28 protein-coding genes are annotated in these 15277 nt (G+C 48.6%); 18 read left to right on the forward strand and 10 right to left on the reverse strand.

The window, feature by feature from the left end:
• The first annotated feature begins 31 nt into the window (after positions 1-31).
• From rppA to PSE6802_RS0117510, 8 genes are all read left to right on the forward strand, one after another.
• Entirely contained in the window at positions 32-727 is a 696-nt protein-coding gene (gene rppA / locus PSE6802_RS0117475; protein ID WP_019501336.1) for a two-component system response regulator RppA, read from the forward strand.
• On the forward strand, positions 724-2085 hold the full coding sequence (rppB, locus tag PSE6802_RS0117480) for a two-component system sensor histidine kinase RppB (protein ID WP_019501337.1): 1362 nt from the start codon (positions 724-726) through the stop codon (positions 2083-2085). Before rppA ends, rppB begins: the two co-directional genes overlap by 4 nt.
• A gap of 129 nt (positions 2086-2214) precedes the next feature.
• Positions 2215-2490 carry a helix-turn-helix domain-containing protein gene (locus tag PSE6802_RS0117485; protein ID WP_019501338.1) on the forward strand — a complete coding sequence of 92 codons (276 nt, stop codon included), beginning with the start codon at positions 2215-2217 and terminating at the stop codon, positions 2488-2490.
• 110 nt (positions 2491-2600) lie between these two features.
• On the forward strand, positions 2601-3290 hold the full coding sequence (locus PSE6802_RS31255) for an HU family DNA-binding protein (RefSeq protein ID WP_019501339.1): 690 nt from the start codon (positions 2601-2603) through the stop codon (positions 3288-3290).
• A complete protein-coding gene (locus PSE6802_RS0117495) occupies positions 3290-3655 on the forward strand; it encodes a hypothetical protein (RefSeq protein WP_019501340.1) in 366 nt (121 codons plus the stop codon). Before PSE6802_RS31255 ends, PSE6802_RS0117495 begins: the two co-directional genes overlap by 1 nt.
• Positions 3656-3667: 12 nt before the next feature.
• Complete coding sequence (locus PSE6802_RS0117500; RefSeq protein ID WP_019501341.1) at positions 3668-3856, forward strand: hypothetical protein; 189 nt, start codon at positions 3668-3670, stop codon at positions 3854-3856.
• A gap of 185 nt (positions 3857-4041) precedes the next feature.
• Positions 4042-4755: a C39 family peptidase gene (locus PSE6802_RS29435; RefSeq protein WP_225902682.1), complete on the forward strand. Its 714-nt coding sequence runs from the start codon at positions 4042-4044 to the stop codon at positions 4753-4755.
• A 22-nt stretch (positions 4756-4777) separates the two neighbouring features.
• Entirely contained in the window at positions 4778-5251 is a 474-nt protein-coding gene (locus PSE6802_RS0117510; protein WP_019501343.1) for a hypothetical protein, read from the forward strand.
• 68 nt (positions 5252-5319) lie between these two features.
• Here PSE6802_RS0117510 and PSE6802_RS35420 read toward each other — a convergent pair whose 3' ends face one another.
• Positions 5320-5448, reverse strand: coding sequence for a hypothetical protein (locus PSE6802_RS35420; RefSeq protein WP_263970376.1), 129 nt, complete (start codon positions 5446-5448; stop codon positions 5320-5322).
• A gap of 347 nt (positions 5449-5795) precedes the next feature.
• Positions 5796-6236: a hypothetical protein gene (locus tag PSE6802_RS0117515; protein ID WP_019501344.1), complete on the reverse strand. Its 441-nt coding sequence runs from the start codon at positions 6234-6236 to the stop codon at positions 5796-5798.
• 185 nt (positions 6237-6421) lie between these two features.
• Between PSE6802_RS0117515 and PSE6802_RS0117520 the strand changes: the two genes are divergently transcribed.
• From PSE6802_RS0117520 to PSE6802_RS0117535, 4 genes are all read left to right on the forward strand, one after another.
• Positions 6422-6844, forward strand: coding sequence for a hypothetical protein (locus PSE6802_RS0117520; protein WP_019501345.1), 423 nt, complete (start codon positions 6422-6424; stop codon positions 6842-6844).
• Between the two features lie 76 nt (positions 6845-6920).
• On the forward strand, positions 6921-7214 hold the full coding sequence (locus tag PSE6802_RS0117525; protein ID WP_019501346.1) for a hypothetical protein: 294 nt from the start codon (positions 6921-6923) through the stop codon (positions 7212-7214).
• Positions 7215-7296: 82 nt separating this feature from the next.
• Positions 7297-7848 (forward strand): hypothetical protein, encoded by a 552-nt coding sequence (locus PSE6802_RS0117530; RefSeq protein WP_019501347.1) that lies wholly within the window; start codon positions 7297-7299, stop codon positions 7846-7848.
• An 87-nt stretch (positions 7849-7935) separates the two neighbouring features.
• The gene (locus tag PSE6802_RS0117535) at positions 7936-8865 is read left to right on the forward strand and encodes a DUF932 domain-containing protein (RefSeq protein ID WP_019501348.1); all 930 of its coding nucleotides are present in this window, start codon (positions 7936-7938) and stop codon (positions 8863-8865) included.
• Between the two features lie 209 nt (positions 8866-9074).
• Here PSE6802_RS0117535 and PSE6802_RS0117540 read toward each other — a convergent pair whose 3' ends face one another.
• The gene (locus tag PSE6802_RS0117540; RefSeq protein ID WP_071592305.1) at positions 9075-9497 is read right to left on the reverse strand and encodes a LexA family protein; all 423 of its coding nucleotides are present in this window, start codon (positions 9495-9497) and stop codon (positions 9075-9077) included.
• Between the two features lie 323 nt (positions 9498-9820).
• Positions 9821-10237 carry a helix-turn-helix domain-containing protein gene (locus PSE6802_RS0117545; RefSeq protein ID WP_019501351.1) on the reverse strand — a complete coding sequence of 139 codons (417 nt, stop codon included), beginning with the start codon at positions 10235-10237 and terminating at the stop codon, positions 9821-9823.
• Between the two features lie 51 nt (positions 10238-10288).
• Here PSE6802_RS0117545 and PSE6802_RS33590 point away from each other — a divergent pair, with 51 nt between their 5' ends.
• Genes PSE6802_RS33590 through PSE6802_RS0117575 form a run of 6 tightly spaced genes read left to right on the forward strand, consistent with a single transcriptional unit; the run spans position 10289 to position 13379 of the window.
• Positions 10289-10492, forward strand: a complete 204-nt coding sequence (locus PSE6802_RS33590) for a hypothetical protein (RefSeq protein WP_156815576.1) — start codon at positions 10289-10291, stop codon at positions 10490-10492.
• On the forward strand, positions 10489-10923 hold the full coding sequence (locus PSE6802_RS0117555; protein WP_019501353.1) for a hypothetical protein: 435 nt from the start codon (positions 10489-10491) through the stop codon (positions 10921-10923). Before PSE6802_RS33590 ends, PSE6802_RS0117555 begins: the two co-directional genes overlap by 4 nt.
• A 44-nt stretch (positions 10924-10967) precedes the next feature.
• Positions 10968-11858, forward strand: a complete 891-nt coding sequence (locus PSE6802_RS31260; protein WP_019501354.1) for a hypothetical protein — start codon at positions 10968-10970, stop codon at positions 11856-11858.
• Positions 11859-11860: 2 nt separating this feature from the next.
• Positions 11861-12316, forward strand: coding sequence for a hypothetical protein (locus PSE6802_RS0117565; RefSeq protein ID WP_019501355.1), 456 nt, complete (start codon positions 11861-11863; stop codon positions 12314-12316).
• Positions 12316-13062: a DNA cytosine methyltransferase gene (locus tag PSE6802_RS0117570; protein WP_019501356.1), complete on the forward strand. Its 747-nt coding sequence runs from the start codon at positions 12316-12318 to the stop codon at positions 13060-13062. Before PSE6802_RS0117565 ends, PSE6802_RS0117570 begins: the two co-directional genes overlap by 1 nt.
• A 5-nt stretch (positions 13063-13067) precedes the next feature.
• On the forward strand, positions 13068-13379 hold the full coding sequence (locus PSE6802_RS0117575) for a hypothetical protein (RefSeq protein WP_019501357.1): 312 nt from the start codon (positions 13068-13070) through the stop codon (positions 13377-13379).
• Positions 13380-13543: 164 nt separating this feature from the next.
• Here the strand turns inward: PSE6802_RS0117575 and PSE6802_RS0117580 are convergent, their stop codons facing one another.
• The 6 genes from PSE6802_RS0117580 to PSE6802_RS34280 all read right to left on the reverse strand — a co-directional run bounded on the left by PSE6802_RS0117580 (position 13544) and on the right by PSE6802_RS34280 (position 15277).
• On the reverse strand, positions 13544-13789 hold the full coding sequence (locus PSE6802_RS0117580; RefSeq protein ID WP_019501358.1) for a hypothetical protein: 246 nt from the start codon (positions 13787-13789) through the stop codon (positions 13544-13546).
• Positions 13790-13805: 16 nt separating this feature from the next.
• On the reverse strand, positions 13806-13952 hold the full coding sequence (locus tag PSE6802_RS33595; RefSeq protein WP_019501359.1) for a hypothetical protein: 147 nt from the start codon (positions 13950-13952) through the stop codon (positions 13806-13808).
• Positions 13949-14404: a hypothetical protein gene (locus tag PSE6802_RS0117590; RefSeq protein ID WP_019501360.1), complete on the reverse strand. Its 456-nt coding sequence runs from the start codon at positions 14402-14404 to the stop codon at positions 13949-13951. Before PSE6802_RS0117590 ends, PSE6802_RS33595 begins: the two co-directional genes overlap by 4 nt.
• A complete protein-coding gene (locus PSE6802_RS34890; protein WP_019501361.1) occupies positions 14404-14655 on the reverse strand; it encodes a hypothetical protein in 252 nt (83 codons plus the stop codon). The genes PSE6802_RS0117590 and PSE6802_RS34890 overlap by 1 nt, the downstream gene beginning before the upstream one ends.
• Before the next feature lie 116 nt (positions 14656-14771).
• Positions 14772-15110 (reverse strand): hypothetical protein, encoded by a 339-nt coding sequence (locus tag PSE6802_RS0117600; RefSeq protein WP_019501362.1) that lies wholly within the window; start codon positions 15108-15110, stop codon positions 14772-14774.
• Positions 15107-15277 carry a hypothetical protein gene (locus PSE6802_RS34280; RefSeq protein WP_193372415.1) on the reverse strand — a complete coding sequence of 57 codons (171 nt, stop codon included), beginning with the start codon at positions 15275-15277 and terminating at the stop codon, positions 15107-15109. Before PSE6802_RS34280 ends, PSE6802_RS0117600 begins: the two co-directional genes overlap by 4 nt.

Consider the following 15277-nt stretch of genomic DNA (forward strand, 5'->3'; position numbering starts at 1 on the left):
AGTTTTCCAACTCAGTCTCCTGCAAGTTCATATGAAAATTCTATTAGTTGAAGATGAACTAGATCTCGGACGCATCATCCAAAATAGTCTCAACCAGGAAAAATATATAGTTGACTGGTTCCAAGATGGGGATCTCGCTTGGCAATATCTGGAAAGTCAAGCCACTCAGTATACGCTTGCCATCCTTGACTGGCTATTACCTGGCTTATCGGGCATCGAACTCTGTCAACGCCTCCGCGCTCAGGGTAATCCCTTGCCAATCCTGATGCTCACTGCTAAAGATGGCATGGCAGATAAGGTCGCAGGACTCGATGCCGGAGCTGATGACTATTTGGTGAAACCGTTTAAAATCGTGGAACTGTTGGCAAGGCTGAGAGCTTTACAACGGCGATCGCCACAGATGCAACCGCAGCAATTACAAGTCGGCAACCTGAAACTGGACTTCAGCACTTCAACTGTGACCGTGCAAGACGATCGCGGTCGCCCTCAGTCGTTATTCCTAACTAACAAGGAGTTTCAGTTACTCGAATACTTTATGCGACACCCAAATCAAATTCTGAGCCGCGATCGCCTCATGAATCAACTTTGGGAAATCAATGCCGAAACTATTAGTAACGTCGTTGCCGCCCAAGTGCGTTTATTGCGGCGTAAGCTAGGAGAATATGGTTATGACAAGCTAATTGAAACCATTCCAGGTATGGGCTACCGCCTCAACCCACCATCATGAATCAGAATCATTTATTCACATCTACTCGCTGGAGCTTGGCGAGTTCTTATACGATTGTGATGGGATTAATCCTCAGCCTTTGTGGCATAGGGCTTTATCAAACGGTAGCTCATGCCCATTTTCAGTCACAGGATCGAGAGCTGGAATCTCTTTCTGGTGTCCTACATGACAGCCTAGAACCAATTCTCAAGCAACCTGGACTGATAGATGCCAGCGTACAGAGAGTATTGCCCAATCTCTGCATCTTAGATGAAAACTCCAAAGCATCTTGTGCCCAAGTCAATAATCTCAAGCGGCATATTCTAGGCACGATCCAGCAAGATAATTACTATGCTCGCTTTTGGAATCTGTCAGGAGATCCTGTCGCGATCGCAGGCAATCTGCCAGAAGGCATCCCAACAAATTTAGACACAACCACTTGGCAAACTCTTCAAACTAAAAACGATCGCTACCATCAAGTTTCGATCCTGCTTAAAAATAATCAAAACCAACCTTGGGGATACATGCAGGTAGGTCACTCGCTCAAAGAAAGCGATCGCCATCTCGCCACACTCAAATTGATTTTACTACTGGGACTTCCCATTTCTATGCTTCTTGTCGGCGGTGCGAGTTGGTGGCTAGCAGGAAAAGCCATGCGTCCCGTTTACAGTTCGTATCAGCAAATCCAGCAGTTTACGGCTGATGCCGCCCACGAGTTGCGTACTCCAATCGCCGTGATTTGTGCAGCGGTTGAGATGGCGCTTGCCACTTCTCCATCACTTGAATCAGAAGCGGATAGCACTTTACAGACAGTCGAACGCCAAAGTAGACGTTTATCGCAATTGGTGCAGGATTTATTACTGCTATCTCGCATGGATCGACAAGAGCAACAAGATCGGCCATCTCCACCAATTAAATTCCAGTCCTGCTGTCTCAACGATCTAATCGGCGATCTAGTAGAAGAACTTGCAGATATCGCGATCGCGGCGAAAATCAGTCTTGGTCAAGATATTCAGGTAGATTATCCTTTATTAGTCTTAGGTAATGAGGAACGGCTCTATCGGCTGGTGGCAAATCTGATTACTAATGCCATTCAGTACACGCTTCCAGGAGGGCAAGTTAAGGTGATTCTGAAACGAGAAGATCGCTACGCGGTCATCCAAGTCCATGATACGGGTATTGGCATTGCACTTCAAGACCAACCTCATATCTTCGATCGCTTCTATCGCGTTTCTAGCGATCGCTCCAGGGCAACAGGGGGATCTGGCTTGGGCTTAGCGATTGCGCAGGCGATCGCGCAGGCACATCAGGGTAGTATCCAGGTAAAGAGCCAGATGGGTAAAGGTAGTACTTTCACAGTTCGACTACCCTTAAAATAAGCATGAGGGATAAAAAGTGAATAATACCAATTTCCTAAAATCGACTACAGCGGCGATCGAAAACATTAGCACAGATGCTTTTATCTCTGCGAAAATAATAGTTATCTGTGCTAGGACTCGACTTTTATCATGGTTGCAACACAAGAAATTCAATTAGTCAGTAGGGGAACCCAGCTAATTTCATCATCTTGCGAATATTCTGGGAACCATTTGGTACGAGAGTTGCGCTTTCGCTTGGGACTGACGCAGGAACAATTTGCCGCAGAATTAGGAGTCACTTTTGCATCGATCAATCGCTGGGAAAACCGCAAGGTACAACCATCACCAATGGCACTGAAACTACTGCGCCAGCGTTTGGAACAGATGGGTGATCGCGGTACCGATCTCCTAGATCGCTACTTTTGATATGCGTCGCACAGCAAGGTCATAGAATCTGCTAGTGCAGATGTCATGGTTTCTCGATGTCTCCTCACCTAAGCTCGTAGCCACAGAGCAATTTTGGAGACATCCAACCCATGAACCAACTCGAACTCGCGAATGTGATCGCGCAAGAACTCCAGATCGGCGGCTACGATGCCGATCGCTTCTTGAAAGTCACACTTGAAAAGATCGTGGAGACTGTAACAACCAATCAACCTGTCGAACTGCAAGGTTTCGGTACGTTTGCGATGCGTCCTAACGCTCCGCGCACAGGTACGAGTCCTGCCACTGGCGAACCATTTAACGTTCCCGCCCGCTGGTCTGCCTCCTTCAAAATCGATAAAGCCTTTAAAGAGCGCGTTGAAGCTGTGCCACTGGATCAATCCAGCCCTACTGTCTCCCCTGGCAGTATCTCCGATATCATCACTCCTGGTGATAAGCCCTACTACTTTACCGTCCAGTTCAGCGACGACGTGGGCATCAAAGCCTCTACTATCGGCGGTAAGAACAGCGAACTCGGCGAACTCGATGTGCGCGTGACTGGCCCCAACGGTTTCAACCAACTTGCCAGAGCGACAAGAACCAAAGCTACTGCCGATAAGAAAGGACGGATCGTCACCTATGCTGTCGGTGCTCCTGGTGGCGTGTGGGACTTCACCGCAAACGGTCAATACCAGATCGATCTGCTAGAAGCACAAGTTTCGGACTTGATGGGCAATTTCCTATCGTCTACTACGGTCGGAAACTTTAACGTGGCAATCCCTGGTGGTAGCGGAGGGATCTAATGACCTACGCTGATTTCCTGGCAAAGCTGCGATCGCTTTTGTCTGGCTTACTCTACCCCTCCGAATCAGACTTCCCTGTAGAAATCTCCCCACGAGGACTTTCCTACAGAATGCCCAGTAGTGGTGAGGTGCGCGACCTGGATCGCGTCTTCAAGATGCGGCATGTCGAGGATTGGATGGGTGAGGGAGAGCAAGAGTTTGCCCAGAGGTGGCAGGCAGTTTACGACCACATTGCCAGCAAGACTATAGCCACAACCGCATGGCACTACAAAGTCAACCGCAAAAACTACACCCACGAGCAAGTAGTCATCCTGCTGCACGCTCAGGGAGTTGTAGGACTTCGCATCCGACTCGTTGAAACATAGGAGATAGCGCCCGTGACAACACTTGATGACTTTCTGGCTCAAAACGAAGAGGCAATAATCGCTATGTCCATTGCAGACAGAATCCTGTTAGCTCGCAGCCTGCTCGACTCTGTTGCCTCAACTCTAGTGGGTTCAGCCATCGATGCTCAGGACGATGGCGATGACGAGAACTATGAATGTGCGGAAGACGAGGATTACTAAAAACGAAGAGGGAAGAGCGAAGAAATACAGACTTCCCTCTTCATTCTTCCGCTTTCCGTCTTAATTATGGAGGTGCTTACGATGACTCTAATCCAAGTTCCAACTCTCTCGCCAGATAACTGGCATGACATTGGCGCGATCGGGATTGTGTTTCTTTTAATTGCAATCGCTGTGAGGAAATACTTATGATGACTCAAGTTCAGGAATGGCGGCGGCAAGCTGCTCAGAATCTTGCCAATCGCATCCCTAAAATCGAAGGCGATCTCAACAACTTTGACCTGGCAGTTGACGATGTAGTAAGGCTGTTGAACAACCAGCCTACAAGACCCGCAGGGCGGAAAGCCTATGAAGGCATTTTCCCAGTCGATAAACTTGCGATCGAGTTAGATGTCCCCTTCTACGCACAAACTGATAACTACTCTCAGCCAGATCGAACCTGTAACTCTTCTAGCTGTGCGATGGCAGCTAAGTATCTTGGAGCTAATCTCTCAGGTGATGACGAATATTTGCAAATTGTGCTGACTCATGGCGATACCACCGATCACTCAGCTCAGACAGACGCCTTAGTAAACTATGGCATTGAGTCTGCATGGTACACAAACCTGGATTTCGATGACCTGGATGAATCCTTAGCTGCAAATTTACCCGTTGTAATTGCCATCCTGCATCGTGGTTCTGAAGATGCTCCCACAGGTGGTCACATCATAGTTGTGATTGGCAGGACTGAGAACGGTGACTATATTGTCAACGATCCATACGGGGACTGCAATGATGGCTATACCAGCGATGTCTACAACGGTAAGGGCGCAATCTACAGCCGAACCTTGCTCAAGGCAAGGTGGCTAGTAGAAGGCAGTAAAAGCGGCTGGGGAAGGCTTTTTATTCAGCCAGCCAAATAGATCTAGACAAAGAGAAATAGTTATGATCGCTCAGATCCAAACACAGCCACAACCACAACAGCCACAATTTCCAGTCCTATCACCGTATGCCTGGCAGGATATTGGAATAATTGGGTTCGTGGTTGTATCTTTTGCGATCGCGCTGGGGAAATGGTTGCCTTCCTATCTCGATAAACGCTGGGCACTACGGCAAAAAGAGATCGAACTAGCGATCGCAGGCAAAGAACAATCCATGAAGGCAGAACTGATGCGCGACGAACGCGACCAGAAGCTACTGGCTGACTTTACAAATACTCTTTTAGCCAAAGAGTTACAGCGCTCTGAGGAACTCCTGGAAAATCTAGCTGAAACGCAGCAACGGATTGCCGAGACACAGGGAATTCAGCAACAACAATTCGAGGCGATCTCGCGTGGATTTGAGCAGTCCACCAAAAATCAAGCCAGGATGATCGAACTTCACGAAGCGATCCTAGAAGCACTATCAAAACACGACTAATCGGATTCGACCGTGCTTGATTCTTTTGTAAAGAGCGATCATTCCTCAATTAAAGCGATCGCACCGTCTCAGCTTATTTGTTGGTAGAGCTTCCAAGTATTCAGCACTGCGATCGCTCTAAAGCCGCTGGGCTTGTCCCCTTGCATCCCCACGGGGAAAAGCGGACGCGGTTCCACCGCGATTATTCTGCGCTCCATTCCGCAGGAAACGTCAGCCTAGCACAGCAGTCATTCCGCAAAGAGGATCGCCCTTTAATAGTCAGATGTCTGAGGACGTGCCCGATATTCTCGATTTATGGTTGGGCACGATTTGTTTTTTGGCTTCCATCCTCGCTCCGCTGCGGTGTCCGCGATCATAATTGTTGGGCGATTAGTTTGTTGGCTGCGCTGCGCTCCGCATTGCTGCATTTTGTGCCGTGCTTTATCGGCTGTCGTGTGCTTCATTCCGCGAACCAAGATGACGCTACGCGATTGATTTTTGTGATGTGGTGTGGTGCATGTGGAATGTGAGTGTAGAGCAGGGCTGTCAAGCCTGATGCCACCCATTAAATCAGAGTTAGCTGCTTTTCCAGCATCCAATCTGGTAGATCGCATGGTTCGATCAGCCAGTGCAGTTCTAAAGGGACTCCAAGCGAGATCGCATATCGTACTGTCCCCCAAGTTCCAGACCCAGCCCAAGAGTTTACTGTCACGCCAGCAGGGCAGGGTTTATTTGGGAAAGCATGGAGAATTCCATTGTCAGCAATGAGAGCATCTACCATTTTTTTACTGCGTTGCTGAAGTTGGTAGGGCTTTCTGCCTTCTGTCTTATGTAGTTCTATTTCCATCCCCGCGTTTGCGCATTTGTGGGCGATCGCGTCTATTCCTGTGGCATCTCCTACGTGTAGTTTAGTGGCTTTATCGAGTAGCGATCTCAATTCTCTTGTGGCTTTTGCCACTTCGCTCTCAGGTAGTTTACGAGTTCCAGTGATTCCGACTACATGCATTTGATTTCATCGATCTAACTGTTTCTATTGTACCATCACCAGATATTTGATAGATACTCGCTAGATATGCATTACCTATACAAGAACCTTCTTTAATAGGTACTACAAATAGACTAAGTCTTGCTAGCTATTGGCTGGCAGCATATAATATTTATATAAACTATTCAATAAATGGACTTCCAAACATGGTCACTTCTCAAAATATTCTCTACTCTTCTTCAGCGATCGCTCGTGTTCTCAATGTTGCTGCAAGTGCAGTAGTCAAATTCGATGTGTTCACAAAGGTTATTTGGGTTTACATCAAGGGGCAACGTCCAAAATTCTTGTCTAAAAAGCTATTCACTCAGCATTTTGTAGATCGCCGTAAGGCTGAAGCTAGAGGTTTGACTGTTACTCGCCATGCTTTTGATCGTTCTCGTTTCACGGTTCGCAACGAGTCAAAGGGTACTTTCTATCAGGTGCAGGCGATCGCTTCTGGTTTGGTCTGCGAGTGCGAGGACTACCAAAACCAGGTGAGATTCTTCGGGCGTGGATGCTGTAAGCACGGGTATGCCGTTCTAGCTCAACTCGGCTATACAGATCTGCGCTCATATCTGGCAGCGCAGTAATAACAAAATCGTCCTGAGCAAGACGAAAAAGGCGCTCGCTCAAGACGACATCAAAACATATTTCTAAGATACCACGATGATTACTTCTTGCACGCAGTTTCAATCGGCTCGTAACCGCGATCGCGTTCCCGTTCTGCCCTATCACGAATACATCTATGAGGATGACTTCGATCGCACTGAAACCCACTATCTAATCGTTGATTTCGATACATATTGGTCGGATGGCAAAAACACTGGCTACTTTGCCAAAGCTGTTCCTCTGCCAGAGCCTCAACCAACTGAAGAAGACTGGCAAGAATACGAGTTATGGCTTGACGAACAAGAGGAACGCCATAGGCTAGCCACCGAACTGGCTTATGGCAACTGGTAATTCAACTGTCCGATTGCAGTGATGACATTAAAAGCCGCTGCTAAATCAATCAATTCTATGCAATCACAAGGAAAACCAAACGATGACCGCACTGACTGTTTTTGGGACTAAACCCCAAGACGCTATTTTTCTCCCTCCACAGCCCTTTGCTGTGAGGCTCAACTGCCAAACTGGGCAGATCGCCTTGAGTGAGAATGAGTTTCTGGGTGACTCGCTCGAAATTTCGATTATCAAAGTCGCTCGTTACTTCGGCGATTTAGGCAAAACCAAGCAAGCTGAATGGCTGCAAATTTTCTTTGTGCCAGCCCCAGCCAGCAAGATTCTCCCTGCAAATACGGTGTGCGTGAGCTACATCAAAACGCGATCGCTGGCTCAGTTTGCCCAAACTATCACTCGCTTGATGGAGAACGGCGAACCCGCAGAGGGCATCTTTATGCTTTCGTTCCTGAGCCACACGAACGCTCAAGGTCAGCCCTACAAGTCTGTCAAGTTCGACTGGAGAGAGCGTAAGACGGCGGCTGAGAAGAAGCAACTCGAATTGATTGCAGCTTTCATACAGAGCAAACCTGAACTTGCCGACACGAATGGCACTCGCGAAATGGTTTGCCTTGATGCTGTGGCTGCTGAGAAATAGCTTGTTTGAGTTTGGTAGTTCTCCAACAAAAACTACCACTTTTCTATTGACTTTCAAGACGACATCAAAACATTCAGGAATAAAACTATGACAGTTAGAACTTGGTATCGCAACTTAGGAACACCTATTACATCGGGCATGACCATCGACGAACAGCTAAAAGAGGCTGGACTTGATTGGACAGTTGAACTTTCACCGATTAGCTATGGTGATGACTGCTCGACCGAAGAATACCTTGCCGCCTATCGCAGCGATACGCAACAAATGCTAAGCATCTATGGAAAATGGCGTAAGCCTTTCCAAAATCGCCAGATCCTCGAAACTTTCCATACTTTCTGCGAACAGAACGACTTGCAAATCGATCGCATCGGTTGTCTCAAAGCAGGGAAAGAGCTTTTTGCTTTCACCAAACTACCCATCGAAATCGACGTGAAGAAAGTAGGCGATATCACAGAGACCCACTTGATGATTACCGAATCGCACGAGTGCGGTAGGGGATTGCAGATCGATCTGTACTTTAATCGGCTTGTCTGCACCAATGGCATGACCAGACCTGTACGCCAGAGACAGCAAATTATCAACCACGTCTCGAATTACAACAGCGAAACGCGCGGGCGCGCTAGCGTAGCGTCTCGCATTGCTGGCATTCTGACTCATGCACTCAAGACGGTTAGAGACTACGAGAATATATCGAATCGCCTTGCCGATGTTGCTCTTACCAAACAGGAAGCAGAGCTTCATCTCATTAAAGCCTTTGGCGATCCTAACAAACCTCTAGCGGAGCAGCCCAAGATCGTACAAACTTGCCTCAAGCTATTTCTCGGTGAAGGACAAGGCAGCGATTTACTGTCTGCCTACAACACCGCCTATGGATTGCTCGAATCGGTAAAAGAGTACATCAACTGGCACTCGCCTGTTAGAGGTAGCCTTGAGACTGCATTTTCTAGCTTGTGTTATGGCAGCAGAAAGCAGAAGCAGGAAGCTTTTATACAGCAACTTGTATCTGTCCATCTGTAAATTTTTAAGGGGATGCGTGCAACATCCCCTACACGAAAGCAACCCACAAACTTTGCTCAGTCAGAAACGATGGGATATGGGATGTGGTGAGCTTCGCTCGTTCAAATCTTTGCGCCCTTAACCCACCCACCCATCGCGGGCGCACCACTCCCCCGACCGTGTTCGTCACGGAAACCGCTCCTCGACACTTACCACCCCAAACACAACAATTAATAGGGTCTGTACAGACCTGTCACTACTCCTTGGACGATCAAATCCATCTCAGGATGAATCGGAATTGGCTGATAGTCAGGATTCTCAGGCAAAAGCTTGACCTTCCCAGCATGGCTGTACAGCCGTTTGATTGTCTGTTCGCCATTCACCACCGCCACCACAATCCTGCCATGTACGGGTTCGACAGCTTTATTCACGAAAACGAGATCTCTATCGATGATGCCAACACCGCTCATCGAATCCCCAGCCACCTGTAACGCAAAAGTCGTCGCAGGGTAGGGCACCAGACCACCAGGAATCATAACGTAATCCTGGATGCAATCGTCAGTAGATGAAGGCTGTCCCGCCGAAACATGGCACAAGAACAGCGGTAATCGTACCTGTATCGATAAATCGATATCAGAAGGATCGATATTCATAAAAAGTCTCGGAATATTGTACTTTTATCAAAGCACAAAAAAAACAGATAATCTAGTCCCTTTTCATCTTAAAAAATGGAATTTTTACACATTTTGTCAAATCTATCTCCACCCGTTCGAGTCTGACCTCCCGTTTTGGTGGATCGAGAACCACAGGTAAGAATCTATACACAACCTGATCGTTGATGAAAATTGACTCCAATTGTCCGAATCGAAGCAGCAAAATATCTAGCTTTACCTTTAACTTTTCCGCGATCGCATCAGAACAGCAAATCGTTAAACAACGACCTTGCAAAGAGCAATCGCTTAAACCAAGCAGAAGGTCAAGGCTCTTGAATCTTTGTTTTGGTGCCCATATTTCTCTTGGTTCCATCGCGTGCCACCAATTCTTTTACAACAACAGTTAAATCCTCAATCGCCTCGCGCAGCTCGTCAATCTCTTTCTTGATCTGCCGATTTTCTGCTTCTAGTTTAGCCCCTTGTCCCTTGGGCAAACTCTTGTCCCGCGTCCGCGCCTTTGACTGATACGCGGCAAAATCCTCCAGGTTAAATTGCCGCCGCACCTCCTCAGGAGTCTTGCCCATATATTGAGCGATCGCCTCAATCGAACGATCCTTCAGTAACTTTTTACCCGATAGCCAATCGCTAACCGCTTGCCGAGCCACGCCCAGAATAGCCGCAAACCGATTAGCAGAGCCGTGCTTGTCTACTTCCGATTGCACCCATTTTTGGAGATCCATGCATCTAACCTGCTAGTGACAGGCATATATCTTGCCATAAACGTAGAATAAATGCTAGTCTGTCTACATCATGCTAGTAGCAGGTATACAGTGATGACCGCAGAAAGACGACCACAAATCTTCAAGTCAGGAGAAACCGAGATGATCCGCATCCCAAAATCTATCAGGGACGAGGTACAAGCGCTGATTAACCGCGAATGCGCCCGCAAGCTCGATGCCATGGCTCGCAAGTTTGAGGAGGCAGCTTCAAGATGAATACTCCAGCAAAACCCTTGTTGCCCCTCGATCCAACGCTCAGGCAAAGAGCGATCGGTGTTGCCACACGTCTGATGACCGAGTTTACCAAGGGTGGTAAGTACCGCATTCCTGTCGCCAAATACGCTCAGGAAGTCTGCAAAATCTTCCGCATTCCCCTGTTGCCCAAAGAAGCGCCTGTAACTGTTGCTGTCAAAAAACTTGAGCAGTGGCGCGCTCAGGTCAATTTCCGCACGGTCACTGACGCGGACATCGAGGCGGTTTTGCCTCAGTTGGAAAGTTTGGTTAAGACAATCCGCTTAGCGATTGGCAGCAAAATTATCACCCGCGAACAGCGCAAGCGGTCACACAACCATCGCTGTCCAAAGGAGCGTAATACCAACCCGCGTCCCCTACACATGCCAGAAGGTGACGATCCCTATGTTGACTAATCCCTAACCCCAAAACAACTGATTTTAGAACTGGAGTGTAATTTATGACCGTCATTCATGCCATTCACAGCAACCGCTTTACGCAAATTGACAACGACATTTTGCGCGACGAGCGCTTGTCCTTCCGCGCCCACGGCTTGCACAGCTACTTGCTCAGCTTTCCCTCAGATTGGCACTTCGATCTTAACTGGATCGCCGATCGCGTCAAAGATGGGATCTCTGCTATCCGCTCTGCGATCGACGAGCTAATCAATTTTGGTTACGTGCGCCGCGTCATCACGCGATCGCCATCGGGACAATTTCAATCTTGGGACTACGAAGTATACGAGCGTCCCTTACCCATCGATCCACTGCCTGAAGGTCGAAAAATTCAGCAGCCTGAGCCAGTCGAACAGCTTACTCTACCGCTTGCTACAAAAGCACCTCAGCCACTTTCAGGTTTACCACAAATGGGCGAACCATTTATGGGCAATCGCACACATATAAATAATGAATTCCACGAAGAAGGAATTAAAAAATATCTCTCTCTGTCTGCGCCCACAAAAAATGTGGAGAGAGAGAATTTTGAAAATTTTATAGATCTCTCAAAACCCATTGACAAAACCTCTGTGGAATCCAGAAGTAAAGATAAATCTCGCCGCGCCTCCAGCATTTGGTCAACCCTGGATGACACCTTCAAAAACTTCTGCTGGCAGCAGGTAGACAAGCTACCTCACCGTCCCGCCGATCCAATTGCCTGGATACTCTCGCGCCTCGAACACCTGGAAGCTGAATACGAAAGACTCTACCCGCAAACTGCCTCACCAGACAGCAGATATGCCGAGTGGCAAGCGATCCTCGACGATCCCATGCGTGGGGTTAGCTACCTCATGTCACAAGTACCGTCTGACTGTCCCGAATACGAAGAACGCTACAACTTTGCCTTCAGGAGGTAGCTATGGAAACTCAAGAAAACTTGCCCATAATATCTGCGATTCCTGCACCAGTCCGAGATCGTTCAGTCAGACCGCCGTGGAAATGCTTTTGTTGCTGCGACTCTGGCAAGGTATCTAACCCATACCTCAGCAATTTTGTACTAGGGGAAAATGGCAAGCCATTCATCTGTCAGCGACCAGATTGTGAGGAAGGGAAAAAATACCACACTGCCTATTATCTATCTGATGCTCAACGGCAGGAATATGCCAAAAAGCACGGCGGGGAAGCCATGTCAAGTCGTGAGTATCAAGCTCAGTGGGACATGCGCCTTACTGCTGCCCACTGCGAACAGATGCACCTATGGCACAAGGCGGATTGGGATAAACACGCAGCCCAGAGATCTAAACGGCTCAACTACGGGCAACCAATTTCTAGCCTCACCCAGAAACTATCAATGCCCAATGGCAAGGAATCTTGATGAAGCATCTCGATCTGTTCGCTGGCATCGGCGGGTTTACCCTCGCAGCCCAATCGCTCGGCATTGAGACCGTGCAATTTGTCGAAATCAACTCCTACTGCTGCCATGTTCTACGAAAAAACTTCCCCACCATCCCCATCCACAGAGATATCAGGACTTTCCATGCCAAGCCAAACCAATTCGACCTCATCACGGGTGGATCTCCCTGCCAAGACCTCAGCCTCGCTGGCAAACGCACGGGAATTGCAGGCAGTCGCTCAGGACTCTGGTTCGAGATGCTCCGAATCATCGAGGCAGCAAAGCCCAGATTTGTCATTTGGGAAAACGTCAAAGGAGCTTTCTACACAGGTGGACTTGCCGAAGTTTTGCAAGGACTCTGCCAATTGGGCTATCGCTTCGATGTGGAAATCCTATCGGCAGCGGCAGTCGGAGCACCCCATCTACGCGAACGCATCTTTGTGGCTGCCTACGCCAGTAGCCTATGCGGGCAAGCACCGCCCTGGTCAAACCAAGTTAGATCGCAAATTGCGGCTGTTACCGACCCCAACGGCATCGCAGGGATTCGGTCTGGTGCAGGAAATCAAACCATACTTGCCCCCTGGCGAAGTCTTAAACCCCCAATTTGTGGAGTGGCTCATGGGCTTTCCAGAAGATTGGACAGACTTGCAGCGATCGGCAACGCAGTTGTCCCTGCCGTAGCGGCGATCGCCCTGCAACGTGTTTTGTACTTGGAAAATTTGAGGTAAGGAAAATGGCACAGATGATCGAACAAAATAGTATTGTTACTCTGCCATCCTTACAGGAATGGTGTGATAAGCATGAAGCATCGAGGATCGCTGGACTTTCAGCATTAACCCTGCGCGACTGGCGGCTTAGCGGGAAGTTGGTTGAAGGCATTCACTGGGTGCGCTTCGGCAGCAGATGTGTACGTTACAATGCTGAACTACTCAGGGATTTTGTAGCTACCCAGCCAAACCCAAGTGTTCATCAACGTGCAGTTGATAACTACCTAGCCTCACTACCCAGCAATAAGCCCAAAGTAAGAGCTAGAAAACTTGTATAAAATTGGTATACTTACTATTGATAACACCTAAAAATCATATTCAGTCAACTCTTTGCGGGTCATCAAACCACTTTGGGGTAGTGGGGGTCGAAGGTTCAAATCCTTTCGCTCCGATTGGTTTTAAGAAGAAGAGGTAAGTTGCGTACTCAAAACGTACTCAATTTTTACCTCTTTTTCTTCCTATTGCTTAGCAGGCTAGCTTGGTAAATCTCGATCGCTCGTTGGTGAGCGCGTTCGTCATGGCGGTTTTGCATCCAGTCTTGAAGTAGCTCATCGTTATATCGAATGGTGCGAGAGTTTAGCTTAACGAAGTGGATGCCTTCTTTGAGATTCCCAGATAAGCGAGCCTTTTTAAGGGTTTCCGCAGAAAGACCAGTGATTTTTGCGGCTGTGTACTTATCTACAAACATTTTATTTGCTCAACTTCTAGATAACTGAATCGAGATACAAAACTCTTTGCAGGGCGATTCCCTTCGGGATGCGTACCGCCGCTGCTACAGCAGGAACAACAGTCTTGCCGAGCGCAGCAAGGCTAAAGCCACCGATGGCAGAGAATAAATCGAGGTGTTTCATCTACGCTCCTTCTCGATTGGCATGGATAACTGCTGATTCAGGCTAGAGATTGCTTGCCCGTAGTTGAGCCTTTGCGATCGCTCTTGCGCCCAGGTGTCCCATTGCCTTTTGTGCCAGAGGTGCATCTGTTCGCAGTGGGCAACTGTGAGGCGAACGTCCCATTGAGCTTGATACTCTGCCTGAGTCATGGCCTCACCGCCATACTTTTGAGCGTGGTCCTGACGCTGGGCATCAGTGGCAAAGTAAGCATTCCTATACTTTTCCCCCGCTTTGCAGGCGAGACGCTGACAGATGAAGGGTTTGCCGTTCTTCCCGCTAACTAACTGGCTCGGATAGGGGTTATCGACCAGTCCCCCGTCGCAACAGCAGAAGCATTTCCACTGAGGGCGGACATCGCGATCTGATCGCGGAGAGGCTGGAATTGCTATGAGCTTTTCGTATTCGTCACTCATTACCGCCTCCTCTGGTAGGCAACGGCAAACTGATATCGCTCTTCGTATTCAGGTGAAGTTTGGTCTATGCCGACTGTGAGCAGGTGTGTCATGCCTTTGAACGGATCGCTAAGGATTGACTCCCATTCGGCATGGCGGCTATCTTGTAAAGCTGTTTGTGGATAGAGCCTCTGGAACTCAGCTTCCAGGTGTTCGAGACGCGAGAGTATCCAGGCGATCGGATCGGCGGGGCGATGGGGTAGCTTGTCCACCTGTTGCCAGCAGAAATTTTTGAAGGTTTCAGCCAGATTTTTCCAAGCGCCGCCGCCGCGAGGTTTTTCCCTATTTCTCGTTTCTACAGAGGTTTTGGCAGGACTCTCTGCGGTATTTAAAAAATGGTGACGATCTTGCTGCCGATCGCCAGGCGGATGGTTTTGACCAGACTTTCCAACTGCGGCAGCACCGCTTCGATGTCTGCATCGATAACCGTGCGGAAATTGACTTGAGAGCGCCACTCCTCCAGTTTTTTCACGGCAACTTGAATAGGCGATTCCTTGGGCAATAGGGGAATGCGGAAGATTTTGCAAACTTCCTGCGCGTACTTGCCAACGGGAACGCAATGCCGATCGCTCTTGGTAAATTCAGTCATCAGGCGAGTGGTAACACCGATCGCGCGTTGCCGTAGCGTTGGGTCGAGGGGGAGTAAGGGTTTGAGACGAGTACTCATACCTTTACCCCCTCCGCAAATAGCTGTTCTAGCTTCTGGGCGTAGGGGAGAACGCCATCATCGATGATGCGACGAATGGGGATGCCCGTCCGCGCAGACACTTGCTTGAGGTAATCGTGCACCTCAACCGAAATGTCCGTTTTAGTTGTCTTGAACGATCGCGACAT

Origin of the sequence: Pseudanabaena sp. PCC 6802 (assembly GCF_000332175.1) — a bacterium.
Taxonomy (GTDB): domain Bacteria; phylum Cyanobacteriota; class Cyanobacteriia; order Pseudanabaenales; family Pseudanabaenaceae; genus PCC-6802.

What these genes read in the sequence shown, in the direction of transcription:
- PSE6802_RS0117495 (WP_019501340.1), top strand. Translation starts at nt 3,290, where the DNA reads ATGACCTACGCTGATTTCCTGGCAAAGCTGCGATCGCTTTTGTCTGGC.
- PSE6802_RS31260 (WP_019501354.1), top strand. Translation starts at nt 10,968, where the DNA reads ATGACCGTCATTCATGCCATTCACAGCAACCGCTTTACGCAAATTGAC.
- PSE6802_RS0117590 (WP_019501360.1), bottom strand. Translation starts at nt 14,404, where the DNA reads ATGAGTGACGAATACGAAAAGCTCATAGCAATTCCAGCCTCTCCGCGA.
- PSE6802_RS0117530 (WP_019501347.1), top strand. Translation starts at nt 7,297, where the DNA reads ATGACCGCACTGACTGTTTTTGGGACTAAACCCCAAGACGCTATTTTT.
- PSE6802_RS35420 (WP_263970376.1), bottom strand. Translation starts at nt 5,448, where the DNA reads ATGGAGCGCAGAATAATCGCGGTGGAACCGCGTCCGCTTTTCCCCGTG.
- PSE6802_RS0117525 (WP_019501346.1), top strand. Translation starts at nt 6,921, where the DNA reads ATGATTACTTCTTGCACGCAGTTTCAATCGGCTCGTAACCGCGATCGC.
- rppA (WP_019501336.1), top strand. Translation starts at nt 32, where the DNA reads ATGAAAATTCTATTAGTTGAAGATGAACTAGATCTCGGACGCATCATC.
- PSE6802_RS0117515 (WP_019501344.1), bottom strand. Translation starts at nt 6,236, where the DNA reads ATGCATGTAGTCGGAATCACTGGAACTCGTAAACTACCTGAGAGCGAA.
- PSE6802_RS0117485 (WP_019501338.1), top strand. Translation starts at nt 2,215, where the DNA reads ATGGTTGCAACACAAGAAATTCAATTAGTCAGTAGGGGAACCCAGCTA.
- PSE6802_RS33590 (WP_156815576.1), top strand. Translation starts at nt 10,289, where the DNA reads ATGCTAGTCTGTCTACATCATGCTAGTAGCAGGTATACAGTGATGACC.
- PSE6802_RS0117510 (WP_019501343.1), top strand. Translation starts at nt 4,778, where the DNA reads ATGATCGCTCAGATCCAAACACAGCCACAACCACAACAGCCACAATTT.
- PSE6802_RS0117520 (WP_019501345.1), top strand. Translation starts at nt 6,422, where the DNA reads ATGGTCACTTCTCAAAATATTCTCTACTCTTCTTCAGCGATCGCTCGT.
- PSE6802_RS0117540 (WP_071592305.1), bottom strand. Translation starts at nt 9,497, where the DNA reads ATGAATATCGATCCTTCTGATATCGATTTATCGATACAGGTACGATTA.
- PSE6802_RS0117545 (WP_019501351.1), bottom strand. Translation starts at nt 10,237, where the DNA reads ATGGATCTCCAAAAATGGGTGCAATCGGAAGTAGACAAGCACGGCTCT.
- PSE6802_RS0117600 (WP_019501362.1), bottom strand. Translation starts at nt 15,110, where the DNA reads ATGAGTACTCGTCTCAAACCCTTACTCCCCCTCGACCCAACGCTACGG.
- PSE6802_RS31255 (WP_019501339.1), top strand. Translation starts at nt 2,601, where the DNA reads ATGAACCAACTCGAACTCGCGAATGTGATCGCGCAAGAACTCCAGATC.
- PSE6802_RS29435 (WP_225902682.1), top strand. Translation starts at nt 4,042, where the DNA reads ATGATGACTCAAGTTCAGGAATGGCGGCGGCAAGCTGCTCAGAATCTT.
- PSE6802_RS33595 (WP_019501359.1), bottom strand. Translation starts at nt 13,952, where the DNA reads ATGAAACACCTCGATTTATTCTCTGCCATCGGTGGCTTTAGCCTTGCT.
- PSE6802_RS0117570 (WP_019501356.1), top strand. Translation starts at nt 12,316, where the DNA reads ATGAAGCATCTCGATCTGTTCGCTGGCATCGGCGGGTTTACCCTCGCA.
- rppB (WP_019501337.1), top strand. Translation starts at nt 724, where the DNA reads ATGAATCAGAATCATTTATTCACATCTACTCGCTGGAGCTTGGCGAGT.
- PSE6802_RS0117555 (WP_019501353.1), top strand. Translation starts at nt 10,489, where the DNA reads ATGAATACTCCAGCAAAACCCTTGTTGCCCCTCGATCCAACGCTCAGG.
- PSE6802_RS34280 (WP_193372415.1), bottom strand. Translation starts at nt 15,277, where the DNA reads ATGTCGCGATCGTTCAAGACAACTAAAACGGACATTTCGGTTGAGGTG.
- PSE6802_RS0117575 (WP_019501357.1), top strand. Translation starts at nt 13,068, where the DNA reads ATGGCACAGATGATCGAACAAAATAGTATTGTTACTCTGCCATCCTTA.
- PSE6802_RS0117565 (WP_019501355.1), top strand. Translation starts at nt 11,861, where the DNA reads ATGGAAACTCAAGAAAACTTGCCCATAATATCTGCGATTCCTGCACCA.
- PSE6802_RS0117535 (WP_019501348.1), top strand. Translation starts at nt 7,936, where the DNA reads ATGACAGTTAGAACTTGGTATCGCAACTTAGGAACACCTATTACATCG.
- PSE6802_RS0117580 (WP_019501358.1), bottom strand. Translation starts at nt 13,789, where the DNA reads ATGTTTGTAGATAAGTACACAGCCGCAAAAATCACTGGTCTTTCTGCG.